This window comes from Sediminibacterium ginsengisoli (assembly GCF_900167075.1).
In the GTDB taxonomy this organism is placed as follows: domain Bacteria; phylum Bacteroidota; class Bacteroidia; order Chitinophagales; family Chitinophagaceae; genus Sediminibacterium; species Sediminibacterium ginsengisoli.
Genome location: NZ_FUWH01000002.1, coordinates 475,279 through 501,909 on the forward strand (window position 1 = coordinate 475,279; position 26,631 = coordinate 501,909).

Below are 26,631 nucleotides of genomic sequence, written 5' to 3' on the forward strand. Positions count from 1 at the left end.
GCCGGAATAAAACGATCCGGGGAACTGTTTTTGACGCATCAACCGGCAGAAATAGTATTTTTGAAGCTATCAGCCAAACAGCATGCAAGAACAACAATCAACTTCTCCTGACATGCTTCAGTACGAAGCGCTCTTTAACCATGCATCCATGGGCATTGTTGTGCTGGATAACAAAGGGATGATCCGTTCTGCCAACCCTTATGCGTTGAAACTGTTTGGGTATGAACCGGGTGAGTTGACGGGGAAAGCTATCGAAGTACTGATTCCGCAGCGTTATCATCACCGCCATGTGGGCCACAGGGAAGGCTATACGCATCATCCCAATAACAGGCCCATGGGATTGGGAATGGATCTGTTCGCGATCAAGAAAGACGGGACGGAGTTTCCGGTGGAAGTCAGCCTTGGTAATTACCAGGATAAAGGCGAAGTAAGCGTGATCGCTTTTGTCAGTGATATTTCAATCAGGAAACGCACGGAAGCCCAGATAGAGAAAATGAATGCAGAACTGGAAGCAACGGTGGTACAGAGAACCCGCGACCTGCAGCTTACGCTGGATGAACTTAAAACGTCGCGCGGCCGGTTACAGGAATTGCACCTGTACCAGAAAGCATTGCTGGATAATGCGGGCGTAATGATCATAGCTACAGATGAACACGGTATCATCCGCCTGTTCAATCCTGAAGCATCAGCGCGATTGGGTTATGATGAAGCAGAAGTGATCGGTAAAGCTTCCATCACTTTATTGCATGCGCCTGACCAGGAAAGTGATGCCGATCTGTTCAATACGCTGGTTGCAGGTTCGGAGCAGGGCCTGCATGAAGATGCGGAATATAACTATATCACCAAAGATGGTGTTGTATTCCCGGTTTCACTCACGATTTCCGCTGTAAAAGATGAGCAGGGGAAGGTCACTGGCTTCGTGGCCGTGGCCATCGATATTGCAGCGAGGAAACAGGCAGAGAAAGAATTGCATAAGGCACTGGAAAAAGAGAAGGAGCTCAACGAACTGAAGTCTGGTTTTGTTTCCATGGCTTCGCACGAATTCCGGACACCGCTCAGTACCATTCTTTCCTCTACTTACCTGATCGAGAAATATATCAAAACCGAAGAACAGCCCAGCCGCGACAGGCATCTCGGCCGGATCAAATCATCTGTGGCGATGCTTACGGAAATACTGAATGATTTCCTGAGTGTAGGTAAAATTGAAGAAGGCAAAATACAGGTGCGGCCTGCGGAATTCGATATTCATGAAACGGTGGAATCTGTTATCGAAGAGGTTCGGCATAATCTTAAAAAACAACAGGGGATCCATTATACACATGAAGGAGAGGCGGTATTCATACTGGATGTATCGTTGCTGAAACATATACTGATGAATCTCTTGTCCAATGCAGGCAAATTCTCACCGGAAAACAGTACTATCGAGGTGAGAACAAGCTGCCATAACAAACAGTTCCTGCTCGCAGTTAAAGACCATGGTATCGGTATTTCTAAGGAAGACCAGCAGCACCTCATGGAAAGATTCTTCCGCGGTGCCAATGCTGCCAATATACAGGGAACAGGTCTGGGGCTGCACATCGTATCCAAATATGCGGAACTCATGCATGGCAAAGTGACCTGCAACAGTGAGATCGGAAAAGGAACAGAATTTATAATAGTCTTTCAGGCAAAACAGAACGGAGAATGAAAACAATATTACTGATCGAGGATAATGATGATATCCGCGATAATATCGCCGAGATACTCGAACTGTCGAGCTACACTGTCATTACAGCCGCAAACGGTAAAATAGGTGTGGAAAAAGCCATTGCCGGCAAACCGGATCTGATCATCTGCGACATCATGATGCCCGAACTCGATGGTTATGGCGTATTGCACGCTGTTCACCGGAATGAAAGCATCAGGCATACACCTTTCATCTTCCTCACCGCGAAAACAGAAAGAGCTGATTTTAGAAAAGGAATGGAAGCGGGGGCTGATGATTATATCACAAAACCTTTCAACGGCACTGAACTGCTCAATGCGGTAGACAGGCGACTGAAAAAAGCCGAATTGCTGAAAAAAGAACTGCAGCCCGGTCTCGATGGCTTGCAGGACCTCATGGAATATGCAGGCGACACCCGGAAAGTGCTTTCTGATTTTACCGGTAACCGGAATGTAAATAAATACAAACGCAAGCAGGCTGTATATGCAGAAGGCAACCGCGCAGATTATCTCTATTATGTAACGAAGGGTAAGATCAAAGCGTTTAAAAGTAATGAAGACGGGAAGGAACTCGTTACAGAATTATACAGCCCGGGTGATTTTATCGGTTATACATCACTGATTGAAGGAACTGTTTATAAAGACTCCGCGGAAGCAATCGAAGATGCTGAGCTGGCAATGATTCCCAAACGTGATTTTGAACAGCTGCTGAATAATAACCGTGAGATCGCCATGAAGTTCATGAGCCTGCTGGCGAAGAATGTTGCGGAAAAAGAAAAACAATTGCTGAGTCTGGCTTATAATTCTCTGCGTAAAAAAGTGGCAGAAGCTTTGCTTTTGTTAAGGAACAAATACCACCAGTCTCAGACCGAAGAATTTTCGATCGATCTCAGTCGCGAAAACCTGGCCACAATTGCCGGAACGGCTACTGAATCGCTGATCCGTACACTAAGCGATTTTCGTACTGAAAAAATGATCGATATCCAGGAAGGACGTATTATTATCAAAGACGTGCGAAAACTGGAGCAGCTGCTGAATTAAATTGCTCAGATATTATTGGTCAGGAAAAGATTGAAGTCCTGCTTCAGCTGTAAAGCGTTTTTCTCTGCATGGGCCATCAGTTGCCTGATACCGGCCATTTTTGTTCTCATGATGCTGCTAGTCTCTTTTTCAAGCGCCTGATCCAGTTTGGCAATATCATCTCTCAGCAAACCGATCCGTGCATCCTCCCTGAGTAATATTTCCTGGAAGGAATCTATATCCGGCAGGAGGCGCTGGTCAAAATTGTCTTTCAGTATATCTGCGAGCCTGTTCTTCATCCGGATATTTTCTTCCATAATGAATGAGAGGTGTCTTTTCCACGTATCCGCTTCATACTTCAGTTGCTTGAACAACAGGTTGTTTTCGATTATAACAGGCGCTTGCATTTTCATTAGCTACAAAATAGAAGCCCAAAGGTACCGGTATGGGAAAACAGGCTTTAAGATACCAGTCATGCAGCTGTATGATTATGGTCAGGAATACCTGTGAAAAGCTGAAAAACAATCGGTTATAAACGTTTTTAATCGTTTTTTATTCTGCTGCTCAGGTAGCCATAGGTCCAGGTACCTGCCACTGCGCTGGCCAGCACAACAATTACAACAAGTGCCCCTGTTCCGATCTGGGCAAACAGCGGCCCGGGACAGGCGCCGGTCAAACCCCAGCCTAACCCGAAGATCAGGCCGCCCCAGATCTGACCCTGTTTGAATTTTTTTGGCTGGATAGTGATCTTTTCACCATCCAGTGTTCTGATGCCAAACTTCCTGATCAGCCATACGGATAACGCCGCTGTGATCACTGCGGTGCCGATCACGCCATACATATGAAAGCTCTGAAGTCTGAACATTTCCTGTATCCGGAACCAGGAGATGATCTCCGCTTTCACAAAAACGATCCCGAACATAATACCTGTTAAAAGATACCGTAAATAATGTTTGCGGCCTTTTTCAGCTGTGTTGGTTGTATTGTTTACAGAATAGGTTGTTGACATTTGTATCGGTTATAATGCAAGAATAAAAGGCAGGATGAGGTTTGCCATGATAAATCCACCCGCCATGAAACAAATGGTGGCTACCAGTGATGGCCATTGCAATGTACTCAGACCCATGATCGAATGGCCGCTTGTGCAGCCGCCGGCATAACGCGTGCCGAAACCCACCAGAAAACCGCCGCCTACGAGCATCACCCAGCCTCTCAATGTCAGCAGGGATCCGAAATTGAATAATTGCCGCGGAACCATATTGCTGTAGTCGGTAATGCCGTAAGATTTTAATTGTTGTACCAGTTCTGGATTAACCTTTATATCCTGCCCATTACTGAGAAAGGTAGCTGCAATATATCCGCCGATAAGAATGCCTGCTGCAAATACAAGGTTCCAGCGCTCTTTTCGCCAGTCATACCTGAAGAATGAAACTTTCCCCGGGAAACAGGAAGCGCAGATATGGCGCAGGTTAGCTGAAATGCCGAACTGCTTATTTCCTGCGATCAGCAAAACGGGAACGGTAAGCCCGATCAATATCCCCGCCACATACCAGGGCCAGGGCTCTTTCAATATAGACATCATCAGATTTTCTTTAAAGGTAAACAGCAGTTGTGATTATAACATGGTCATCGGGCATTTATAATCTGTAATCTCAAACAGTCCGCTGCTCTTCAATGCCTGGAATCCCCCGTTTACATTGATCATGTTATTATAACCCCGCGCTTTTAAGATAGAACAAAAGATCATCGACCGGTAACCGCTTGCGCAATGAACATAATAGGTACGTTCTTTATCCAGTTCCGGCAAATGCTGGTTGATATAATCCAACGGAACATTGATCGCATTTACAAGATGCTCGCTTTCATATTCACTTTGCCTCCGCACATCCAGTACAGGAGCTTGTTCTGTTTTTGCTGCCATTTCCACAGCTGTGATGCAGCTGATCTGATCTGTCGCTTTCCCGGCTGCTTTCCAAGCATTAAATCCACCTTCGAGATAACCGATGCAATGATCATATCCGATCCTTGCAAGCCTGGTAATGGTTTCTTCCTCGCGGCCCGCTTCGGTTACCAGTAAGATCTTTTGCTGAATATCGGGGATCAGTGTTCCTGCCCATGGTGCAAAACTGCCATCGATACCGATATTAACGGATCCCGGGATAAAGCCTGCTGCAAACATATCCGGCGTTCTTGTATCGATCAGCAGAACTTCGTCATTTTGCGCAGCTTTTTCAAAATCGGCAATGTTGAGTCCTTTTTTACTGCGTTCAATAACTGTGTCAAAGCTTTCGTATCCGTTCAGATTGAGCAATACATTCTCCGGGAAATAGCCGGGAGGCGGTGTTAATCCGGTTGTGACTTCTTTGATAAACTGTTCACGCGTCATTGGCTGCAGTGCATAATTTACTGCGCGCTGATGTCCCAGGGTATCTGTGGTTTCACGGCTCATATTCTTGCCGCAGGCACTGCCGGCCCCATGTGCAGGATAAATAATGATGCCGTCTTCCAGCGGAAGGATTTTGTTGTGCAGTGAATCGTACAGCAACCCCGCAAGCATGTCTTCCGTTAAAGATGCGTTTACTTTCTGGGCAAGGTCCGGCCTGCCCACATCACCGATGAATAATGTGTCGCCGGTAAATAAAGCTTTATTGTTACCTTTTTCGTCTTTCAGGAGAAAGCAGCTGCTCTCCATGGTATGGCCTGGCGTATGTAATACCTGGAATGAAATATCTCCTACAGTGAGTATTTCCCCGTCTTCAGCTACATGTGCCGTAAAACCTGGTTTCGCAGTCGGGCCGTAAACAATGGTTGCGCCTGTTTTTGCAGCCAGGTCGAGATGCCCGCTTACAAAATCGGCATGAAAATGTGTTTCGAAAATATATTTGATCTGTGCGCCATCATTGGCAGCTCTGCGGAGATAAGGTTCTGTTTCGCGCAGGGGGTCGATGATCACGGCTTCGCCATTGCTTTCAATATAATAAGCGCCCTGTGCCAGGCAGCCGGTGTAAATCTGTTCTATTTTCATATATGCTGTTTTTACAGGTAAGTGAATATTGCAAAACTGGCATATACGCAATTAATGAAACGTGACATTGGTCACGCCGATGGCTGATCAATGTCTGAAAAGGGAATTCTGAACAATCAGCCGGGCAGCTTCAGGATCTCGGTATACCCTTTGTGCTGGGTGATATATCCTTTTTCTGCAAGTTGCTTCATGAGCCTGGAAATGACTTCCCGTGATGAGTTGAGTTCTTTGGCAATGGCTGTATTCGAAAGCGATAACCGGGCCGTTCCCGATACTTCCTGCTGTTTTTTCAGGTAGAAAAGCAGCCGCTGGTCCATATTCCTGAAAGCGATCTGGTCTATCGTGTTCAGCAATTCCCCGAAACGTGAACGATAGGTCTCCAGCACATAAACATACCAGCGCCTGTGTTCCCGCATCAGTGTGTCCATTAGTGCAACCGGTATGGCTAGTGCTTCAGTGTCTTCTGTTGCAACGGCTGTTACCTCGCTGCGCTGGTCTTTGGCTGTACACATCAGTGAAAGCGCACATGCCTGCCCGGGCTGGAGGTAATACATGAAGAATTCGCCTCCGTCTTCTTCCTCGCGCGACAGCTTTACAAGTCCTGCTGTAATAAGCAGGATGGATCGGATCTGCTGTCCTGTTCTGATCAGTGTGGTTCCTTCCCGGAAACGTTGCAGGCTGGCATGCTGCGCGATCGTTTCCGCAAGCGGCCTGTCGAAGGAGGGAAATAAACCCAGGATTTCTTCTGTTGTAATCATGTGGTCAGAATGGGAGCAAAAAATAAGCCCGGTATTTTACCGGGCCTGAATTTATAATTAGAATGAAGGATGAACACCTGTATATCCTGAAGGTGTGATCTCTTTCAGTTCTTTTTTCAGCTCAGCGCTGATCTTCAGCGAAGCGATGAAACTATGGATAGCTTTCTTATCGATCTTCGCATTCCCGCGTGTGAGATCTTTCAGTGCTTCGTATGGATTCGGATAATTTTCGCGACGCAGAATGGTCTGGATCGCTTCTGCAACCACTGCCCAGTTATTCTCGAGATCCTGTTGCAGCGCAGCTTCATTAAGCACTAATTTACCAAGCCCCTTTTCCAGCGATTTCAGTGCAATGGTGATATGTGCCACGGGTACGCCGATATTACGCAGTACCGTTGAATCGGTCAGGTCCCGTTGCAGCCTGCTCACCGGTAGTTTTGCTGAAAGATGCTCCAGCAAAGCATTTGCAATGCCCAGGTTTCCTTCTGCATTTTCAAAGTCGATCGGGTTTACCTTATGCGGCATAGCGGATGAGCCTACTTCGCCTTTTTTTGTTCTCTGCTTGAAATAATCCATGCTGATATAGGTCCAGATATCGCGGCAAAGATCAACCAGGATATTGTTGATACGTTTGATGGCATCAAAATGTGCGGCCAGGTTATCGTAGTGTTCAATCTGTGTAGTAAACTGCATCCGTTGCAGGCCTAGCGTCTGGTCTACAAATTCGTTACCGAGGCTTACCCAGTTCTTTTTCGGGAATGCCACATGATGTGCATTGAAGTTACCGGTAGCCCCGCCGAATTTTGCAGCATAGGGGATTGCTGAAAACAGCGCTACCTGGTTGCTGATCCTTTCTACGAATACCATGATCTCTTTACCGAGACTGGTAGGAGATGCCGGTTGCCCGTGTGTTCTGGCAAGCATGGATACCGTTTTCCATTGTTTTGCCAGTTGTGTAAGTGTATGCTGAAGGTTTACCAGTGCAGGCAGGTATTCATGCTCCATGCAATGTTTCCAGCTCAGCGGGATGGATGTATTGTTGATATCCTGCGAAGTGAGTCCGAAATGGATCCATTCTTTCAGTTCGGGGATACCGGCTTTGTCCAGCTGCTCTTTCAGGAAATATTCAACCGCTTTTACATCGTGATTGGTAATTGCTTCTATTTCCTTGATATGCTGTGCGTCTTCCATGCTGAATTGCTCCAGTACTTTCTGAAGATGCAGCCTTGCTTTCTGCGGCAGCTTAAAGAATTTTTTTCCGGCGAGGAAAAAGAAATATTCAATCTCCACCAGTACCCGGTACCTGATCAGTGCGTATTCGGAGAAATAATTATCGAGGTGGGCTGCCTGTTTACGGTAACGGCCGTCTACAGGTGAAATGGCGGACAGAGCGGTCAATTCCATGTTTTTTGCAATTAATAAAGTGGTGAATCAGCGATTTTTGATCGCAAATTTTGGTTCCTTTGTGCAAAAATAACCGAATTGGAGAAGAGAATACGCATTGGAGCAGTAAGTTATCTGAATACAAGACCTTTATTATACGGAATCAGGCATTCCAAGGTGGCCGGGAACATAGAACTGACCGAAGCCTATCCTTCCCGGATAGCCGCCATGCTGGTGAACGATGAGATCGATGCGGGACTGGTGCCGGTAGCTATTATCCCTGAATTGAAAGAATCCCATATTATCAGCGATTATTGCATCGGAGCCGATGGCGATGTGGCTTCTGTGTGCATTTTCAGCGAAGTGCCGCTGGAAGAGACTGAAACGCTGCTGCTCGATTACCAGAGCCGTACTTCGGTTAACCTGGCCCGCGTACTGCTGCGCGAGTACTGGAAAAAAGACATCCGGTTCGAAAATGCACGGGAAGATTTCCGGGAACATATCAAAGGAACCACTGCAGGTGTGGTAATAGGCGACAGGGCGCTCGAACAACGCAATATTTCCCCTTATGTTTATGATCTGTCCGCGGCCTGGAAACAACACACCGGACTGCCATTCGTATTTGCAGCCTGGGTAGCCAACAAGCAGCTCGACAATGATTTTATCGTATCTTTTAATGCGGCAAATGCACATGGGCTGGCACATGTCGATGAAGTGGTAAAGGAGGAAGCATACCCGGTCTACGATCTCAAACATTATTACACAGAGAATATCGATTATAACCTGGACGAAGCAAAAAAGGCCGGACTCGCATTATTCCTGGAAAAATTGAAAAATAACCCGCGCTGATCACCGGTCAGTAAAGCATATGGCAACAGTTTCCGTCATCACCATTTGTTTCAATAACCTGGCAGACCTGCAGGCAACCTGTGCATCGGTAGACCGGCAGGAGCGTCATCCGGATGAACATTATATCATCAACGGGTCTACAGCGCCGGATATCCGGCAATGGCTGGAACATACGCCACAGCCGGTATACAGGAAATGGATCAATGAAAGGGATAGGGGTATAGCCGATGCATTTAACAAAGGGATACATCTCGCCGCCGGTGAAGTAACGCATTTGCTCAATTCGGGAGATCTGTACGCATCAGCCGATGTGATCGCTGCTATGATGCAGGTGTTTGAATCGGACCCGGCGGTTCAGTGGACAAGCGGAAACCTGAGTATGATCCGCGGCGGGCAACCTGTAACAGTTGGAAAACCTTTTGAAAAGGATAAGCTGTACCGCGGTATGCGAAGCGTATTGCATCCGACCTGGTTTGTAAGAAAAGAAGTATACGGAAGGATCGGTGGTTTTAAAGATTATAAGATCGCGATGGATTATGACCTGATGTGCCGGATTGCAGATGAGCCTTATCGCTATATCGATAAAACAATTACCGTGTTCGATGATACAGGTATCAGTTCCACCGCTTACCTGCGCGCATTAAAGGAAACAAGAACTGTGTATGAAAGTTATTACGGGCGTTCCATGCCCATGATCCTCTGGCAGCTGCGCCTGAAAACCCTGCATCACCTGTTGAATACCGGATTGGGTAAATGGTTGTTCCGTATCAAGAAAAAGCTGGGCGGAGAAAACTGGTAGCTTTTTCTGTGGCGGCAATTACTTTTTCAGCTTTCACCGAAGCGTAAGGCACGCTGATTACAAATTCATATTTTTCTTTCACCAGTTGCGGGTCTGCAAGGTCTTCTTCAATTTCATCCGGATAGATGGCGAAGAAACCAGGATGCATGTTCTGCGGATAGGGCGCAAAACGTTTGTACTGCGAGCCGTTGAAAATGCCGAACACCGTACATCCTGCAGCGGCAGCCAGGTGAACGGAACCTGTATCTACGGAAACAAGGCAGCTTGCATGTGCAAATATGGTCAGCATTTCAGGCAGCGAGGTTTTGCCGGTAAGATCCAGCTTCGGGCCGGTATAAGCTGCGCAGAAAGCATTGGTATATTCGATATCGCCGGGACCGCCGCAAACCAGTGCCGTAAATCCATAACGCTGGTGCAGGTGAGTGCTGACAGCCGCAAAGTGATCCGTTGGCCAGATCCTCGCTTTACTGCGGGAGCCAGGGAATACCACGAAATATTTTTCAGGAAGTGTGAAAGATAATGAAGGCAAACGGCCCGGGTCAACCGAAGTGTCGCGGATTGAGTTGGAACTGCCCGTTACAAAATCAGTAAAAGCACTGTTCCTGTAAAATTCAAAAACGGGCCGCTGCGGCAGATCGAAAAGCCTGGTGTATAACTTCTGATCGTAGCCCTTCTCATAAGATTTAACGCTCTCGGTATTGCTTTTCATGCCAATTCTTACCTGGGCCCTTGCCGCTGCAACAATGGCATCATCATTCCGTTTATCCCTTGAATAGGCAGGGTTAATAACGATCTCGCTGTGAAGGTGGTATGCTGAACGCAATATGTTCAAGCGGTATTTGATGTCTTTTTTGAACTGCGTTTTATTGACCCAGGTCACTTCAACCGGCAGATCGCTGTAAAAACGGTCGTAAAGGCTTTTCCAGCTGCTGTTGGCATACAGGTGAAAGGAATAGCCGGTATAAGCGGGCGCATCCACTATTTCGGGCAGGAATTTATGCCAGAGCATAAAATCGCCGATCTCATCCAGCCGCACAACCAGGATCGTTTTCTGAACAGGCGGTCTGGAACCGGCAGTGGCCAGCCAGCCGGCCATGTCATAGATCCAGCCTTTTAAACGATTCATCATGGTACGCTTCTTATGTTGGTTTACCTGGGAAAGCCGCTATGAACTATATTTGTCGGAACGGCAGACCACTCATTCCGGCGCATCCTTATCGGAGATGCATGCGGGAACAGTAGCTTCCTGTAAAAGTAATAGGGAAATCATCATCATGATAAAAAAAGCATTCAAACACCTGTTTCATTCGATGGGCTATGCCCTGAAACCCGTTCACCGGAAAAGTTTTTTCGGCGGCGACGGACTGCGCACTTTCCGGATCGGCCGTTTTCAGCTGCTTGCCAATAAAAATCATACGATAGAATTCAATATGCGCCAGTTTCCGTTCTACAACCTGAATCTGCCCAGGCTGGCGAGGTTTGTGGAAGGAAGATTTCCCGGCGCAGCGGTAGTGGATATCGGGGCGAATATCGGGGATACTGCTGCTTTTATCAGGAACATGTCAGACGTTCCTGTTATCTGTATCGAAGGCAACGATTATTATTTCGGATTGCTCGAAAAAAACACGCAGTCCATTCCGGACGTTACGCTGATCAAAACCTACCTGGCCGAAAAAACAACTGAAATAGCCGGTAAACCTACTTTTGTGGAAGGCACTTCATCGATCCTCGAAGGCGAAGACCGTATCCGGCTGGTCAGCTTTGACGATCTTGCGAAAGATCCTGCATACGATTTCAGTCGTGTGAAAATTATTAAAACGGATACAGACGGTTACGATATGATGATCCTGCGCGGAGCAATGGACTTTATCGAACGCAATAAACCGGTTCTGTTTTTTGAATACGACCGCGAATTCCTGCGTCAGCAGAAAGATCCGGGGATCGATACGTTGCGGAAACTCGCAGATGCAGGCTATCACCGCATCTTATTCTACGATAACCAGGGGCGTTTCATCGTGGCACTGACCACTCAGGACTTCGACAGTATCGTTCAGATGCATGATTATATCGAAGGTTACAAAGCACCTTTTGAATTTTACGACATCTGCTTCTTCCATAAAGACGATGATGAAATGGCCTGTGCTTTTGTGAGCTCGGAAATGCGGTTAAATGCGGCGGAATAATTTCCGCAGCTTTTGCTTTACACGCATCCGGAAGGAAGACAGGATATTACGTTTTGTGAACAGGTCTGCCGCATCGTTCAGCTTTATTCCGGCAGGATGCACGATCTCGTTAATATCTCCATAAGTGAGTTTGCCAAACCATCTGGGGTATTCGCTCGTATTGGTGGAGCCCTGTGCTGCAAAACCGGTATTCCTCACCAGGTTGGTATTGGGTAATATGCTGATGCCATTGTTAGCGTAAACAGAACAAAGCCACTGGCTGTCCCAGGTGTTCAGCTGGCCCGAATAAGTGAGCGGGAGGATGAAATTGTCTACATATTTTACAAAATCGGGATTATTGAGCAGCGAAGGATAAGCACTCATCGTAATATCGAACTTATTCCATGCACGGCGCCAGCTGGCCCAGCCCCAGATATGCGGGAACCTTGAGAAATAATAACTCGCATCGCCCCTTTGTTTGCCTAACTGGAAATTATTGCCGGAAATATGCATGATGCGTTCATCATTCTTATACCGTTCCAGGAGCGTTTCGCAGAAACTGAAAAAAGAGGGCAGGGGCAGGCAGTCGTCTTCCAGAATGATACCCTGTTCCACGTGCTCGAAGAACCAGGTGATGCCCCCCGATACCGCAAGCTTGCAACCCATGTTTTCATCCCTGAACAGATAAGATACTTCGCAGTCCCAGTCTACCTGCTTTACAATCTCCCTGCATTTACTGCTGTTTGCTGCATCTGTGGGATGATTTTTCCGCGGCCCGTCTGCAGATACGAATAACCTGGCAGGCCTTGCAGCCCTGATCGCATGAAAGGTTTCGGCCGTTTGTTCGGGCCGGTTGAAAATGATAAACAGGACGGGCGTATTCAACATAGCTGGTTAAGCAACAGTGTTATCTTTAAAAATGCAGGTCAGTACGGCTTTCGACATAAAGCTGTAATTCTTTTCCGCAAGGAACTTGTAAATATCCGTCTGCGAAGGATCCTGTTCATAGATCTCTACAAGGATCAGTCCGGGTCTGTACCTGCTGAAATCCAGCGAACGCAGCGCCTGCAGGTCGTGCCCTTCGATATCAACAGACATGAAATCTATTTTTTGCCCTGCCGGCAAATGTTCATCCAGTATTTTGGTAAGTGTGGTTGTTCTTACTTCTTTCTTTCCCTGGAGCAGGTGGTTTTTAGCCGGATCGTGCCTGGATTCGGCCAGTTCTTTGTCCAGCGTGTTCAGCGCAGGTTCGTTGAAGATATAGAAGTCGAGCACCATTTCCTGGTCTGAAACAGCCGCCTCGATATTGATATCACGTTTGCGTTCTTTCCTGAATGGAGCCATAGATCCGGGCATGGCATCTATATTAATACCCCGCCAGTTCTTTTTATAGAACAGGTAAGTGTTGGAATAAGTGCGGGGATGATGCGCACCTACATCGATATAAAAACCTTCCGGCCTGTTGCCGAAATACCGCAGCAGGATACGGTCTTCTCCTTCCTGGGCATAGGAATAGTTTGCGCTCTGATCCAGGAACATGAAGAAGCGACTGATATGTTTTTTTATTTTTCTGCTGAGGTTGCCCATAAACGGCTTTCTTAATAATTGAGTAATCCTTTTAATGCATCGATCCGGAATCTGATCACGGGGGCTGCTTTGGCAGGATGCCCCTGCAATGTATATTTTATTCCCAGTATCACCGATGCACCCAGTTTAAACAGGTATTCGAGCAGTTTCATGAAAAGTGCGTTCCCGCCTTTTTCCTTCATCCGCACACGTTCACCGCGACCGATACCGCTGGCCACACGGTACATATATTCGCGGGTAAGTTTGCTTACTTCAACCACATGGTCTACCTTAATAGCCGGATCATAATAAATACGATTACCCAGCGCCTGTAAACGCAGAAAGAAATCCTTACCCTCACCTCCGATCCGTAAGGTCCCTACAACACCCGGAAGTGCTGAATTGAAACCTCCGATCCGGTCAAAATCAGCCTTGCGTACGATCATATTGGACTCGAGCGGATACTTGCCGGGTTCAAATACCTTCACTTCCGGTGCATAATCGAAATTTCCTACAAGTGAAGAGACGTAATAGCTCATCCATTCAGGTTCTGAAGGAATATAACGCGGGATGATCCTGCCGCCTAGTCCGCCGGCATCCGCATGCTGTCCGAAAAAGCGGATGATCCGTTCCAGGTAATCGGGTGTAGCCACGGCATCATCATCCATAAAACATAACAAGGGCGACTTTGCCAGGGCCGAACCCGTATTCCTTGCAAAAGATGCTCCCTGCCTGGGTTCGTTCAGGAAAGTAGTATTCATTTCCGGGTGATTGCCTATAAACTGCCGGCAAACCGCTTCCGTGTCATCAGTGGAGTTATTGTTCACCACGAGTACCTCAAACAGCGATTTATCAAGTGTTTGCGCATACAGGCTTACCAATGCATCCTGTATATAGGTTGCGCGGTTATAGGTGCAGATCACTACCGATATTTGGAAAGATGTACTCATAAAACGCTCAAAGATAGTTCAGTCACCGCTAAGCGTGTTATGCGTTTTGTTCTTTCCTTTTACCTGCAAAACTTGCGATCACAGCGCCGATCAGTCCCAGCCATACGATAACAGAAGCGCCGATAGCTGCTTTCATGCTGGTATAGTAGGAGGATGGTCTGAATTCAAATATGATATCGTGTTCACCCGCAGGAAGAGCAAGACCGCGCAACACATAGTTGGTTGCCACGATGGGCAGTTCTTTACCGTCGATGGTCGCTTTCCAGCCGCGATCGTAAAACACTTCGCTGAATACGGCGAACTGGTTAGTAGCCGCTTTATAATGGTACTGGATGTAATCGTTATCGTTTTTAACCAGCCTGATCCTGGCAGTTGAATCTGCAACCGGTAGTGCGCTGATGTCTTTGCGGTATTTTTCCTCAACAATCGCGGTGTCTTTCGCATTGAAATGGTTCAGCGCTTTCATGGCGTTGGCAGGTCCGTTCACAAAATGTACCTGTTTTACAAACCATACAGGTCCGAGTGCATCCGGGTTGATCTGCAGCATGGGCTGTCCGTTCTGGTTATTCGGGAATATGAAATAACGCGTATTGAGCATGTTCAGTACCTGCATGTTCATCGGCTGCCTGCTGAGCTGGTATTCGATCAGGTCGTTATAAATGCTCAGTTTGGCAGGATGGTAACCACCGATCGATCTGTGGTGATAAGAAGTGATCGCGTCATTGAACGGTCCTTCCTGCGATGCAAGGTTAAATACCCTGGCATGGGTGGTATCCTTATTGATCTCAGCATCTATCGGTGTTGCCTTGAAATAGTTATCGTTCATGGCTTCCGCTTCCTGGTAATTGTTATCGTTCAGGTAGCGTCTGCCCACAGCCAGCAGATCGAAAGAACTGAGGGCCAGGAGCGCAATGGCTACATAGATCGCTTTTAATTTCTGTTTCAATGCCAGCCATAATAATGCAACCGATGCAGCGATCAGCAGGATGCTGCGTACCAGATCTGCACCGAACAAGGATTTGCGGTCTTCCCGCAGTGCACTATACAATGAATTGCCTTCCTGCTGGTTACCTCCCAGCATTTGTGTAAAGCTGGCTTTGATCTGCTCGTCCATTTTGCCGGTATAATCGAAAGAAAGATAAAGCAGTACCGCTACGATAATAAAACCTGCAGTCACGTATACTGTTTTCTTCAGCTTTGCCAGCGCAGCAGCTTTGTCTGTTTCTTCAAACAGGAATTTCTGCAACGCCATTACTCCCAGCAGCGGGAACAGCAATTGCGGAAGTACCAGGATAATGCTCGGTGCCCTGAATTTATTGTAAAGCGGCAGGTGATTGAAGAGGAAGCTGTTCAGCGACATAAAATTGCTGCCCCAGCTCATCAGTATGGCGATGATACAGGTAGCTAAAATCCACCACCTGTGCCATGTTTTCAGATAAACCATGCCCAGCAGGAACAGGAAGCAGATCACAGCACCGAAATACACCGGTCCTGCGTTGCCAGGTTGTGAACCCCAGTAGGTAGGCATGGATGCAGCAATCTGGGCTGCCTGTTCTTCCGGTGCGCCCTTTGCCATGATCGCTTTGGCAATATGCGAGCTGCCGGTGAGCTCATTACTGCTGCTGCCGCCATAAATGCCGGGTACCAGGAATGTATAGGTTTCTGCAACACCTACGCTGCCGTAATGGAATGCATAGTCGATCGGAAGACCATCACTTTTTTTAACTGCCGCACCATTAGCTGCGGTGGTATCGAGGTTGGCAGTTCCGCCCCGCATGGTTGCTTTGGCATAATCTGCAGAAGTTGCAATATTGACCAAGCCGGTTGTTGCACCGGTAGCGGCCGCAACTGCTGCGATCGCAAAAGCAAGCAGCATGTGCTTGTATTCTTTTTGACGGATCCAGTGAATGGCAAAGGCAACGCTCATTACCACAGCCATCAGCACAAAATAATAAGCCACCTGCGGATGGTTCATCGCGATCATCATAGCGGTGAATAAAGCGGTAAGAGCTCCGCCCCACCAGTATTTGCGCTGGTAGATGAGCCATAACGCTCCCAGTAAGGCCGGGAGATAGCCCATCGCCTGCATTTTGGTATCGTGACCAACAGATATAATAATAGGACTGTAAGTTGCATAAGCATAAGCCAGGCCGCCTAATATGCCGAGCCAGGGATTAACGCGGACGACCTGCGACAGGAAGTAAAACCCGATACAAAGCAGGAAAAAATACCCGATTGGTTTAGGCAGGTACAACATGAAGAGCTGGTGAAAGAGGGCGGGCGACAAAGCATTGTCGGAACCGATCGCTACCTGGTAACCGGGCATGCCGCTGAAAAGGTTATTGTTCCACAGCGGCCATTTGTTGTCATGGGTTTGCTGGTAGTTCACCATATCCTGTGCCATTCCTTTCCAGTGAATAACGTCGGTCTGGGCAAGGACTTTGCCTTCCAGGGCCGGTTTACAGTAAATAACGGCAACGATCACGAATACGGCCACAGCGATCACGTGTGGTAAAAGCGATTTCCATTGGAAGTTCTTCATGTAATCTGTTTATGCTTGTTCGCAAACCTACACGAAAAATTTTTGATATTTATCGCTTCCGGGGGCAATTATATGCCCGGGGATTGTAATTTGTGGTGAGTCCGGCTGCTAAATCGTCGGTTTTATGAAAGGCCTTTCATTTTTTTCACGTTTTGCTTTTATCTGTAACCTTTTTTTCCTGGTCTGTGTGATCATACAGCGGATACATTTTGCCAATGGCAGCCCGGGTTTTGCAGGGCAGCAGGAGATCAGTGGTATTGTGATCGTGCTGGGCTGGTTCGTGTCGCCTTTCCTCAACCTGGGCGTAAATACCAGCTATGCCATCCTGCTCATTAACAGGAAGCCATTCAGGCTGCCCCGATGGCTGGCATTTGCGAACCTGTTTTTCCTCATACTTCAGTTCTTCATCTATTTTATATTGCCCGCATGATACAGCATATACTGAAAGACCGGCCCACGAAATTACTGCTTGGCATCACTGCCTTTTTCGTGGCAAATGCGCTGATCGCAGAATGCATCGGCGGAAAAATATTTTCGCTTGAAAAAATACTGGGTATTCCTCCGGCCAATATTTCATTGTTTGGCGAAAAAGGCTTGTCCTATAATCTTACCTGTGGCGTGCTGCTCTGGCCGCTCGAGTTTATTGTGACTGATATTGTAAACGAATATTACGGCCCCAAAGCGGTGAAACGGATCAGTTATACCGCAGTTGCGCTGATCTCTTATGCATTTGTGATGTTTTATGTGGCCATCCATATGGCGCCCGCAGATTTCTGGATCGGGTCTGGTAAGCAAGACGGGATCCCGGATATGCAAAATGCGTTCGGCGGGATATTCGGCCAGGGTATGTGGATCATTTTCGGCAGCCTGGTGGCATTTCTGGTAAGCCAGATCGTGGATGTGACCGTCTTTCACCGCATCAAAAAAAGAACCGGGGAGAAATGGATCTGGTTGCGTGCAACGGGATCAACAATGGTATCACAGCTCGTGGATAGTTTTATCGTGCTGTTTATCGCTTTCAAGATCGGGAAGGACTGGAGCTGGCAGCTCGTACTGGCCATCTGCGTGGTGAACTACACCTATAAGTTTATCATGGCCATCATCCTCACACCACTGATCTATCTTGTAGAAAAAAGGATTGAAAAATATGTTGGCCCTGCAAAAGCCCGTCAGATGAAGCGTGCGGCGATGGGTGAGGAGGGAGAAATGATGAATATTCCGGCTGCGGGTTAACGGCCCGTTTCGTTTTTGAGCATACGCATGACCACTTTGTCGATAGGTAAAGTCATGACCTCTTCGCGGATCTCCTGCCAGGGAATCCACCTGAATAAGAGGCTTTCTTCATCGGGATTGCTGACCTGTCCGGGCGTGAATGCAAAAGGAGTTGTTGCTGCGGGCAGGTTCATTGGTTCTGCTACATGAACATAATAATAGATGGATATGATCTGGTCGCGGTGATTGAATGCTGAAACCTGGTAAAAATCGGTTGTGTAAAGATGATTCCCCACTTCTATGTTAAGCCCTGTTTCTTCCATGAATTCACGTTTCAGACAATCACGGGTGCCTTCGCCGGGCTCAAGTCCGCCACCAGGTAATTTCGTGTAGGAATTCCCTTTGATGAGCTCATCCGACACCAATAGTTGCCGTTCACTGTTCAGCAAGACACCATAGACGCGTACATTGAAACAGGCCATATCAGAACCATTTCTTTTTTGCAAAATACCAGCTGATCACTACTGCAAGTACAATCGACAGGGCAATGGGAACATAGAACGCATGCGGTGAATTGGCAAAAGGAATATCCACTACGTTCATACCGTACAGGCTGGCTACCATAACCGGCAATGAAAGAATAATGGTGATGGATGTAAGCCGCTTCATCACATTGTTCAGGTTATTGCTGATAATGCTGGCAAAAGCATCGAGGGTACTGGTGAGGATATTGGTATAGATATTCGCCATTTCAAGCGCCTGGCTGGTATCTACGATGAGGTCATTCAGGAATTCTCTTTCTTCTTCATTCAATGCCAGGAAGTTGGTGCGCTCGAGTTTCATCATCAGCATTTCATTGCTGCGGAGTGCGGTAACAAAATACACCAGGCTTTTCTGGATCCGCATCAGGTTCAGCAGATCCTTGTTGCTGTTGCTTTCGTACAGGCTTGTCTCGTACTGGTTGCGGCGATGGTTGATCTCTTTCAGGAACTCCATGAAATTCTGTACCACTTTTTCAAACACTTTCAGGATCATCATATTCTGTTTATCAGGATGACGTTTCTGAAATGAATTAAGGAATTTCTTGATGGCGCCGTTATCGAAGGAGTTCACCGTTACGATCTGGTTCTGCGTAAGAATGATACAGATCGGGATCGTGATATAGAACGCGTCGCTGTCGTTGAATGAATTGTTCTCTGTAGGTGTTTTGATAACAACGAACTTGACATTGTCTTCCAGTTCATAACGCGGCCGTTCATCTATATCGAGTGAATCGCGGAGAAATTCAATGGGGATATCAAGGCGTTCTCCCAACTCCATGAATTCTTCTTCCTTGAAGGGCGGCACCAGGTTCACCCAGATGCCAGGTTCGGGCTTGTGGATCTCTACTGTCTGCCCTTTGATATTTTTAAAATACTGGATCATGGGTTAGTTTGGTATAAATATCTGTAAAACGGGGAAATGATCAGCTGTTTATTTCGCCTTTGAATACAAATGTAGCCGGACCGCAGAGCCATATGTTACGGAAACTGCTTTCCCCGGTTTTGTCAAATTCCACCGCCAGGTGCCCGCCTTTTGTTTTTACCTCCACACGGTTGAAGCCGTTGTCGTTATGGGCAAAAACGAGTGCTGATGCCGTTACGCCTGTGCCGCAGCTGTAGGTTTCGTCTTCCACGCCGCGTTCGTAAGTCCGTACAATGATCCTGTTATTGTCGTTCTCAACAAAATTCACATTGATTCCCGCCGATTCAAATTCCCTGTTGTAGCGTATGGCGCGGCCTTCTTTATAAACATCGAGGGCCATCACATCCGTTACCGGTTTTATATAATGCGGTGATCCTGTATTCAGCACCGCATCTCCGCGGCGGTCTTCGATATCGTCCACGTCTTTCATTTTCAGCCTGATCCAGCCATGATCTGCCAGCTCTGCCTCGTGCTCGCCATCTACAGCCATAAAGCGATACCGGGAACAATGAATGCCCATCTCATAGGCAAAACGGGTGAGGCAACGGCCGCCATTGCCGCACATACTGCTTGGCCTGCCATCCGAATTGTAATAGATCATTTCAAAATCATAACCTGGCAGTGTGTTGAGCAGCATGAGCCCGTCGGCTCCGATGCCGAAGCGCCTGTCGCAGAGATGTTTTACCTGTTCTTCGGTGAGGGAAATATTTCCGTCCCTGTTATCCATAATGATGAAATCATTACCGGTGCCCTGGTATTTGTAGAAAGTATATGTCATGTTCTCGGGAGCAGTTTGTATTAAATGGATGCTATGGTCGATAATGCTTTTTGGATCAGTTGTTCTACAGCCGCAGCGCCGTCTTTGCTGAATTCTTTACGTACCCGGTTGGCTACGATCGCGTTCAGGCTGAGACAATGATGTCCGAGCAGTTTACCGATACCATAGATGCCGCTTGTTTCCATTTCGAAGTTCGTGATCCTGTGATTGCCGTAACGGAACCCGGTCAGCTTATCGATCAGGTCAGGATGGGTAAGCGGTAAACGCAATACACGCCCTTGTGGCCCGTAGAAACCAGGACAGGTTACGGTAATGCCATGATGGAATCCTTCCACAAAATGCTTGAGCACGGATGCACCGGCTGAAGCGATATAGGGCGCCGCAAAAGAGCCGCTGCTCAATTGCGTATGGTTGGCGAATTCTTTCAGGATAAACTGTTCTTCATCATTATTATCCTGCCGGTAAAAATTGAGCAGGTTATCGATGCCCAGCCCGTGTGTGCTGGCTACAAAGCTGTCAACCGGGATATCCTCCTGCAGAGATCCGGACGTGCCTACCCTGATAATAGACAGATGTGTCAGTTCCGGTTTGATCATCCGGGTTTCAAAATCGATGTTCACCAGGGCATCCAGTTCATTCAGAACAATATCGATATTATCGGTACCGATACCTGTGGAAACAACAGAAATGCGTTTATTGCCTATAAAACCGGTATGTGTTACAAACTCGCGGTGCTGGTATTTACCCTCCACGCGGTCAAAATGTTTACTCACAGCTGCCACACGGTCGGGGTCTCCCACGGTAATGATGGTAGTGGCCAGTTCTTCGGGTCTTACATCGAGGTGGTATACGGCGCCGCGACTGTTGATGATCAATTCACTTTCTGCGATCCTGTTCATAATTACAAGGGTTAGGAAGCAAATTTCGGCTTTTTCTATTTTAGAATTTTAAAATTCCCCTGATTCCTTTATTTTCGCAGCCGGATTTCACAAAAGGTCCTGTGGCCGAGTGGCTAGGCAGAGCTCTGCAAAAGCTTCTACAGCGGTTCGAATCCGCTCGGGACCTCGGAAAAGGGTTTTCACGAAAGTGGGAGCCCTTTTTGGTTACATATCCCGTACATTCAATACCTGACCATGACGACTATTATGACATACTGCCTGTATTGCCGGCGGTCTTGTCTATTTGGGGATTATATCCTGCCTTAAATGCATTAACAATAGAGTGCGGTGTCAATACTTCAACGGGTTCCTCTGGGAAGGCATTCTCTGACCTGTCATACCCATATGGTGTCCAGTGATAAAGCCTGCTTTCTGAAAGAAGATAAGATTCATCATTATTATTAATGAATGTCCCGTCTGGCAAATTTTTGATCTGTTCGGTATAGGTTGTTTTTATGCGGTTGCTGCCAATGCGTTCGGCATGAATAATGTCATCAATTGATTTAATGGACGTTTTCATGTCAAAACTGTATTGTGGGTTGCCCTGTATCCAACATTGCTTAAACCGTATATGGTCCTTATACCTGCATTGAAAACAAGGTCTGTGTCCGGCGGAGAATGCTGTTGCTTCATCAAGAAAGAAAAGTTCGGTCCATAGGCCGGGCTGCATTATTTCACGATGCCTGCCTCTGAACTCCAGCATACATATGATCCATGCTTTGATGGTGAATGGTCTTACTATTTCTTTATCCTCGTTATGTATTACCCCGCGATTGCCAAGCCATGCGCCACGGGCTGCGGTTCTGATAATAGAACCATTGGGGGAAACTCGGTTTTGCAGCATCTTAAACCTGGTTGAATTATTTTATTCCGATATCGGAGTGTGAATCTTGTTCTGTAAAGATCATTGTGCTCACTTGTAAGTGTCCCTGAAATCCGGACAGTTTAAAAAGTGAAACGGCACTTAAATTTAACTGTCAATATGAGGAATTCAAAATTTACTGTGACGCAGATTGTCAAGGATGTAAAAGATCACTTTAACCCCATCAGTTTTGGATATTTGTTTCAGCAGGTTTTGCATCCGTATTATCCTGGTTCCTGGTATCAGGTTCCAGGTGAATCTCCCTGACATATTGATCCTTTAATCTGTCGTAAAACGAATGCCGGCTTACTGCCTGGGCAATCATGTTGGAAAGAAGCGCCGTTGCCATTATATAAAAGATCACATTATGGCTGTTGGTCATTTCCAGGACCAATATCGAAGAAGTAAAGGGACTGCGTGTGATTGCAGTAAGGAAACCGGTCATGCCGCATAAAATAACCAGGTTTGCCTGTGATGCGGTAAGATTGAAGAAACCGCCAAAAACGGCGCCGATAGATGCCCCTGCGCTTAGAGAAGGAGCGAAGATACCACCTGCGCCGCCGGCAACAAACGATACCACTGATCCGCCCATTCTCAAAAGGGGAACGTACCAGGCCAGGTATTTTTCATCAGTAAAGAGGGTGGAAACCATAATTTCTTTTCCTGACCCCATCATTTTAAAATCTATCAGCACGGCAAGTGCAGCAATGATTAATCCACATAGTACCACAAAAAATACTTTTACCAGCATTTTCCTGAGCAGTTTTTTCCTGTTCAGAATGTACAATATCAGCTCACACATACAGCTGCCGGCAAAACCCGTTATAACCGCCAGCGGGATAACAAGCAGCATGATCCATGCGGGAAGGGCGTCGAGATGCGGATAACCGAGATAGAGGTAAGGGCCCAGGAAGTTCAGTGCGGTAAGCCCTGCAATGATAACGCCGGTAAGCAAGGCGGATTTGAAAAAGCTGAAATGCGTTTTCGTTAATTCTTCAATCGCAAATACAATTCCTCCGAGAGGTGTATTGAAAGCTGCTGCAAGACCCGCTGCTGCACCTGTAACGATCATATTACGTTTGGAGATTTTCGGGTACCACGCTGGCAAAAGATCATTTATTTTTTTAAAGATCGAAGCGGAGATCTGGATAGTTGGTCCTTCACGGCCAATAACCCCGCCTCCGAATACCATTGTAAGACTTGAGATGATTTTTACAATGATGATACGGAGACTGAGTAATTTGTTCACCTTGTAGCTATGCTTCGGGTTTGACAGCTCTATCGCTGCGCTTACCTGCGGAATGCCGCTTCCCCTGGCATAAGGAGCGTATTTGTTAACCAGCCACCATGACATTAAAAAACAAAGCGGCGTGACGATAAAGAACAGCCATGAAGCTTTGTGAAAAATGTAAAAGGTTCCGGCCTCGGCCCAGGAGAAAAGCTTTGCATATAATACTGCGATGCAACCCGAAAGAAAAGCGCCACTCCAAAAAGGCAGGGCATTGAGAATATTATTTTTCAAACGTTCATTGGAGACCTGGTCAAATTTTGATTTAAGGATCTTTCTCAGTCTGAAAAATATATTCATTTTACAGGATTTTAAATGGATCTGTCTGAAGCTGTATCCTGTAAAGTTACTGATATTACGCTGTTGGGGTGTGCCAATACCATCGGCTGTCGATTTTAATGTTATGTGGGAATGAAGTGGCGAAATATTTGCAATTCGACTGGAATTGTCCATCTTTATCAGGCTCATGTTAATAAACAGGCTACATTCATTTCATACCTTCCGCAACATGATCAACGAAAAACAGGACGTTTATAAATCCTACGATATCATCGCCCGATGGTTTGCAGAAAACCGCAGCCAGGATCTGATGGAAAAATCCTATCTCGACAGCTTACTTGCCATAACCGGCAATCCGGCCGAAATACTCGACCTTGGTTGTGGCACGGGGATGCCCGTGATGGGTTATCTTTTAAACAAAGGCACTCGTGTTACAGGTGTTGATGCCAGTTACAGGATGCTGGAGATCGCAAAAAATAATTTCCCTGCGGAAGATTTTGTGCAGGCGGATATGCGTAAGCTTTCCTTAGACCGGAAATTCGATGCAGTCATCGCATGGCATAGTTTCTTTCATCTTCCGCCGGAAGACCAACCTGCCATGTTTAGGATTTTCAAAAAGCACCTGAACCCCCGGGGTGTGTTATTATTTACTTCCGGAAAAGAATATGGTGAAGCCTGGGGAATGAATGGCGGCGTCAATCTGTGCCATGGATCACTTCACAGTAGTGAATATCTGTCTCTTCTTGAATCCAATGGTTTCACTGTGTTGCAATACAAAGAAGATGATCCCGAGTGCGGCTATGCCACAGTGTGGATGGCGCAGTTGACAGATCAGGCAGATCTTTTTATATGAAGGAACTGTGTTCAGGCATCATTTCCCCAATAATTTCAAAGTAAGCAAGCCTGTCAGCAAGGCAATTCCGAAGCTGAGAAATGTTCCGATCAGTACGTATTCTGTCAGCTTCATGTCTCTGGCATCTTTCAGGTCACCAAATCGGAAAACGGATTTTGCGGCGAGCAGAAATCCCACGCCTTCCCATTTGCCGTACATGATAAAAACAAATACCATTAACCGCTCCATGATACCGATCAGTTGTCCTGCATGCTGAAGAGATTCGTTGATCGTTACTTTAATGACCGGCTCTCCGGTTGGCCGGGATTCTTTGCTGGTTGTCATTGAATTGGGCGGCCATTTTGAAATCACATTTTTGATGATCAGTGATGTCGGTTTCAGAAGGAATAACACTGCCGTAAAAGGGATAAGCACAGCTGCCTCGGACAGTGCATGCCAGTTGAGGGAGCTGCGCCCGGCATATGCCCATACAGCTGCAATGCTGAACAGATGCAGCAACTGGTCTGCGAAGAACCAGCCTCGTTTAGTTTTTTCTGTTTGCAGTAATAATTTGGTTGCGTCTGTCAGCAGGTGTATGACTGTAATGATCAATGCCTGTTGCCAGAATGCAGGATTGCCCGTGATTGCCATGATCAGCAGGAAATGAACGGCTGCATGCAGGTACAGGTAACCCGATTTGAGTTTATGTTTTTCTTTTTCCTTCACCCATTTGTCGGGCTGCAGGAAAAAATCTCCGGCGATATGCGCCAGGAACAATTGCACTAACAATACCATCATATTTGTAGTTGTTGCATTATTTTTTTTCTGTAGAACTTTTCAAGTTCCATGATCTCACTGTAAGAGGCCCTGGTCTGCCTTTCACTCACGGAAGACTGAGACCGGTTTATTTTGTCGCCAAGTTCTTTTTGCGACAGATCCTGGTATAATAGAGAGAGGGTGATGATTTCTGCCGATGAATGACTCCACCTGTCCATGGCTATGGAAGCAAGGCTGATCATCATATTGATCTCAGCATCCAGCTCCAGCCAGGGAGATCCAACAGCGAGGTTCTTCCTGATTTTTTTCAACAATTCAAATTGTTCGCCTGAATTGATAAATGCGCTTCCGTTCGATTCCGTAATCCTTGGTGCATCATAGCTTTTTTCGCCAATGCCGATCGCCATCCTTACATCGAGGCCGGGTACAGCCCTGATGCAGGCTTTGATCCGGATTGCTGCCAGCAGTGACAATTCCGGTTTTTTAATTTCCAGCTGAAAACTGTCGCCTCTGTATATTTCCCAGCTTTTGGGCGATCTGCCGTAATCAGTCAGTATTTTCTTTAAAGGCGCGATCCATTTTTGCTGATTGATCAAGCCTCTGGAATTGATGATGTCTCCTGTGATTATGCTTGTCATACTGCTAATATCGGCTTTTTAGCCGATAATTCAAAATATCGGGTATTTAGCCGATATTATTGGATGTTTGGCTCCATGTATCGGGTTAATAGCCGATATATAAACATATCGGCTATTAACCCGATATGTTCCCGGGGCAGGTCAGGCAATAACATGAAACATGATAAAGAGCGTAGTGCCAAACAGGACGAGAAGGCCCGTTAAAAAAACATAGTCAGCCAGTTTTTCCAGCAATACCTGTTTTTTGCCGGCACGCATGGATAAGAAGGAAAGCAGACAGCTCAGCATGAAAAGGAACATCGATGCCGCAGTAAATTCATCGATTGTTGTTTCTCCATCCAGCTTTAATGCTTTCAGAGAAGTAAGCACAACATAACATAATCCGAAAAGCGTAGCAGATGTGTTGAGGATATGCTGGGATGTATTCTTTTTTTCCATTGTAATAACCTGCTGTTGCAGCATCTTATTTAGTCTTTCTTTTTACAGCGGATTTTTTAGCTGAACCGGTTTTAACAGGCGTCTTCTTTGCCGGAGCTTTAACAGGCGTTGCTGCGGGGTGTTGATGACGAAGGCCTTCTGCCAGTAATTTTGAAGCTTTTTTCACCAGTTTCTGCAATTTCTTTTCATGTCCGGGCTGATTGAAATCTGCAAGCGCCCGGAGAAGTCTTTTCGACAGGTCTTCCTTTAACTGTTTTTTACGGGAGGGTTTCGGTGTCCTGGTTGCAGGAGTTTTGGCTGACACTGGTTTCACTTGTTTTTCCATCATATGAATTTTAAAAGATCATTCATGAAATTAATGATAAGA

At 46.6% G+C, this 26,631-nt stretch carries 29 protein-coding genes and 1 tRNA gene; 9 read left to right on the forward strand and 21 right to left on the reverse strand.

The window, feature by feature from the left end:
* The first annotated feature begins 82 nt into the window (after positions 1–82).
* Together B5D42_RS17840 and B5D42_RS05215 are read left to right on the forward strand one after the other, a co-directional pair.
* A complete protein-coding gene (locus tag B5D42_RS17840; protein ID WP_078830383.1) occupies positions 83–1,687 on the forward strand; it encodes a sensor histidine kinase in 1,605 nt (534 codons plus the stop codon).
* Positions 1,684–2,745 (forward strand): response regulator, encoded by a 1,062-nt coding sequence (locus B5D42_RS05215; protein WP_078830384.1) that lies wholly within the window; start codon positions 1,684–1,686, stop codon positions 2,743–2,745. Before B5D42_RS17840 ends, B5D42_RS05215 begins: the two co-directional genes overlap by 4 nt.
* A 5-nt stretch (positions 2,746–2,750) precedes the next feature.
* On the opposite strand, the gene B5D42_RS05220 is transcribed toward B5D42_RS05215, so the two are convergent.
* From B5D42_RS05220 to purB, 6 genes are all read right to left on the reverse strand, one after another.
* Positions 2,751–3,137, reverse strand: a complete 387-nt coding sequence (locus B5D42_RS05220) for a hypothetical protein (protein WP_078830385.1) — start codon at positions 3,135–3,137, stop codon at positions 2,751–2,753.
* 128 nt (positions 3,138–3,265) lie between these two features.
* On the reverse strand, positions 3,266–3,733 hold the full coding sequence (locus B5D42_RS05225) for a YeeE/YedE family protein (protein ID WP_078830386.1): 468 nt from the start codon (positions 3,731–3,733) through the stop codon (positions 3,266–3,268).
* 9 nt (positions 3,734–3,742) lie between these two features.
* Positions 3,743–4,306 (reverse strand): YeeE/YedE family protein, encoded by a 564-nt coding sequence (locus B5D42_RS05230; RefSeq protein ID WP_078830387.1) that lies wholly within the window; start codon positions 4,304–4,306, stop codon positions 3,743–3,745.
* Between the two features lie 33 nt (positions 4,307–4,339).
* Complete coding sequence (locus B5D42_RS05235; protein WP_078830388.1) at positions 4,340–5,749, reverse strand: MBL fold metallo-hydrolase; 1,410 nt, start codon at positions 5,747–5,749, stop codon at positions 4,340–4,342.
* Positions 5,750–5,865: 116 nt separating this feature from the next.
* Positions 5,866–6,507: a Crp/Fnr family transcriptional regulator gene (locus B5D42_RS05240; protein ID WP_078830389.1), complete on the reverse strand. Its 642-nt coding sequence runs from the start codon at positions 6,505–6,507 to the stop codon at positions 5,866–5,868.
* Positions 6,508–6,564: 57 nt separating this feature from the next.
* Positions 6,565–7,911, reverse strand: a complete 1,347-nt coding sequence (gene purB, locus B5D42_RS05245) for an adenylosuccinate lyase (protein WP_078830390.1) — start codon at positions 7,909–7,911, stop codon at positions 6,565–6,567.
* 78 nt (positions 7,912–7,989) lie between these two features.
* On the opposite strand from purB, the gene B5D42_RS05250 reads away from it, so the two are divergent.
* Complete coding sequence (locus B5D42_RS05250; RefSeq protein ID WP_078830391.1) at positions 7,990–8,739, forward strand: menaquinone biosynthetic enzyme MqnA/MqnD family protein; 750 nt, start codon at positions 7,990–7,992, stop codon at positions 8,737–8,739.
* Between the two features lie 19 nt (positions 8,740–8,758).
* Complete coding sequence (locus tag B5D42_RS05255) at positions 8,759–9,538, forward strand: glycosyltransferase (RefSeq protein ID WP_078830392.1); 780 nt, start codon at positions 8,759–8,761, stop codon at positions 9,536–9,538.
* Here the strand turns inward: B5D42_RS05255 and B5D42_RS05260 are convergent.
* A complete protein-coding gene (locus tag B5D42_RS05260; protein ID WP_078830393.1) occupies positions 9,507–10,667 on the reverse strand; it encodes a glycosyltransferase family 9 protein in 1,161 nt (386 codons plus the stop codon). The genes B5D42_RS05255 and B5D42_RS05260 overlap by 32 nt on opposite strands.
* Before the next feature lie 145 nt (positions 10,668–10,812).
* Here B5D42_RS05260 and B5D42_RS05265 point away from each other — a divergent pair, with 145 nt between their 5' ends.
* Entirely contained in the window at positions 10,813–11,721 is a 909-nt protein-coding gene (locus B5D42_RS05265) for an FkbM family methyltransferase (RefSeq protein ID WP_176112909.1), read from the forward strand.
* Here the strand turns inward: B5D42_RS05265 and B5D42_RS05270 are convergent.
* The 4 genes from B5D42_RS05270 to B5D42_RS05285 are packed head-to-tail and all read right to left on the reverse strand — an operon-like array spanning position 11,704 to position 16,758.
* Positions 11,704–12,588, reverse strand: coding sequence for a hypothetical protein (locus B5D42_RS05270; RefSeq protein WP_078830395.1), 885 nt, complete (start codon positions 12,586–12,588; stop codon positions 11,704–11,706). The two genes, B5D42_RS05265 and B5D42_RS05270, sit on opposite strands and share 18 nt — an antisense overlap.
* 6 nt (positions 12,589–12,594) lie before the next feature.
* Entirely contained in the window at positions 12,595–13,287 is a 693-nt protein-coding gene (locus B5D42_RS05275; RefSeq protein ID WP_139366992.1) for an FkbM family methyltransferase, read from the reverse strand.
* Between the two features lie 11 nt (positions 13,288–13,298).
* Positions 13,299–14,216: a glycosyltransferase family 2 protein gene (locus tag B5D42_RS05280; RefSeq protein WP_078830396.1), complete on the reverse strand. Its 918-nt coding sequence runs from the start codon at positions 14,214–14,216 to the stop codon at positions 13,299–13,301.
* A gap of 37 nt (positions 14,217–14,253) precedes the next feature.
* Positions 14,254–16,758 carry a YfhO family protein gene (locus B5D42_RS05285; protein WP_078830397.1) on the reverse strand — a complete coding sequence of 835 codons (2,505 nt, stop codon included), beginning with the start codon at positions 16,756–16,758 and terminating at the stop codon, positions 14,254–14,256.
* Positions 16,759–16,882: 124 nt separating this feature from the next.
* Between B5D42_RS05285 and B5D42_RS05290 the strand changes: the two genes are divergently transcribed.
* Together B5D42_RS05290 and B5D42_RS05295 are read left to right on the forward strand one after the other, a co-directional pair.
* Positions 16,883–17,188, forward strand: coding sequence for a hypothetical protein (locus B5D42_RS05290; protein ID WP_078830398.1), 306 nt, complete (start codon positions 16,883–16,885; stop codon positions 17,186–17,188).
* Entirely contained in the window at positions 17,185–17,991 is an 807-nt protein-coding gene (locus tag B5D42_RS05295) for a queuosine precursor transporter (RefSeq protein WP_078830399.1), read from the forward strand. Before B5D42_RS05290 ends, B5D42_RS05295 begins: the two co-directional genes overlap by 4 nt.
* Here B5D42_RS05295 and B5D42_RS05300 read toward each other — a convergent pair.
* Genes B5D42_RS05300 through B5D42_RS05315 form a run of 4 tightly spaced genes read right to left on the reverse strand, consistent with a single transcriptional unit; the run spans position 17,988 to position 21,111 of the window.
* Complete coding sequence (locus B5D42_RS05300; protein WP_078830400.1) at positions 17,988–18,452, reverse strand: NUDIX domain-containing protein; 465 nt, start codon at positions 18,450–18,452, stop codon at positions 17,988–17,990. The two genes, B5D42_RS05295 and B5D42_RS05300, sit on opposite strands and share 4 nt — an antisense overlap.
* Position 18,453: 1 nt before the next feature.
* On the reverse strand, positions 18,454–19,395 hold the full coding sequence (locus tag B5D42_RS05305; protein ID WP_078830401.1) for a magnesium transporter CorA family protein: 942 nt from the start codon (positions 19,393–19,395) through the stop codon (positions 18,454–18,456).
* Between the two features lie 40 nt (positions 19,396–19,435).
* Positions 19,436–20,212 carry a diaminopimelate epimerase gene (dapF, locus tag B5D42_RS05310; RefSeq protein WP_078830402.1) on the reverse strand — a complete coding sequence of 259 codons (777 nt, stop codon included), beginning with the start codon at positions 20,210–20,212 and terminating at the stop codon, positions 19,436–19,438.
* A gap of 20 nt (positions 20,213–20,232) precedes the next feature.
* Positions 20,233–21,111, reverse strand: coding sequence for a nucleoside phosphorylase (locus tag B5D42_RS05315; protein WP_078830403.1), 879 nt, complete (start codon positions 21,109–21,111; stop codon positions 20,233–20,235).
* A gap of 95 nt (positions 21,112–21,206) precedes the next feature.
* Here B5D42_RS05315 and B5D42_RS05320 point away from each other — a divergent pair.
* Positions 21,207–21,277, forward strand: a tRNA-Cys gene (locus B5D42_RS05320).
* 78 nt (positions 21,278–21,355) lie between these two features.
* Here the strand turns inward: B5D42_RS05320 and B5D42_RS05325 are convergent.
* Positions 21,356–21,994 carry a hypothetical protein gene (locus B5D42_RS05325; RefSeq protein WP_078830404.1) on the reverse strand — a complete coding sequence of 213 codons (639 nt, stop codon included), beginning with the start codon at positions 21,992–21,994 and terminating at the stop codon, positions 21,356–21,358.
* A 202-nt stretch (positions 21,995–22,196) separates the two neighbouring features.
* The gene (locus B5D42_RS05330; RefSeq protein WP_078830405.1) at positions 22,197–23,600 is read right to left on the reverse strand and encodes a chloride channel protein; all 1,404 of its coding nucleotides are present in this window, start codon (positions 23,598–23,600) and stop codon (positions 22,197–22,199) included.
* A gap of 208 nt (positions 23,601–23,808) precedes the next feature.
* Between B5D42_RS05330 and B5D42_RS05335 the strand changes: the two genes are divergently transcribed.
* A complete protein-coding gene (locus B5D42_RS05335) occupies positions 23,809–24,432 on the forward strand; it encodes a class I SAM-dependent DNA methyltransferase (protein ID WP_245825560.1) in 624 nt (207 codons plus the stop codon).
* An 18-nt stretch (positions 24,433–24,450) separates the two neighbouring features.
* Here the strand turns inward: B5D42_RS05335 and B5D42_RS05340 are convergent, their stop codons facing one another.
* The 4 genes from B5D42_RS05340 to B5D42_RS05355 form a co-directional block, all read right to left on the reverse strand.
* Positions 24,451–25,209 (reverse strand): DUF3307 domain-containing protein, encoded by a 759-nt coding sequence (locus B5D42_RS05340; protein ID WP_245825562.1) that lies wholly within the window; start codon positions 25,207–25,209, stop codon positions 24,451–24,453.
* Entirely contained in the window at positions 25,206–25,826 is a 621-nt protein-coding gene (locus B5D42_RS05345; protein ID WP_078830406.1) for a SatD family protein, read from the reverse strand. The genes B5D42_RS05340 and B5D42_RS05345 overlap by 4 nt, the downstream gene beginning before the upstream one ends.
* Before the next feature lie 141 nt (positions 25,827–25,967).
* Positions 25,968–26,264 carry a hypothetical protein gene (locus B5D42_RS05350; RefSeq protein ID WP_078830509.1) on the reverse strand — a complete coding sequence of 99 codons (297 nt, stop codon included), beginning with the start codon at positions 26,262–26,264 and terminating at the stop codon, positions 25,968–25,970.
* Positions 26,265–26,289: 25 nt separating this feature from the next.
* Positions 26,290–26,589, reverse strand: coding sequence for a hypothetical protein (locus tag B5D42_RS05355; protein ID WP_139366993.1), 300 nt, complete (start codon positions 26,587–26,589; stop codon positions 26,290–26,292).
* Positions 26,590–26,631 lie beyond the last annotated feature (42 nt).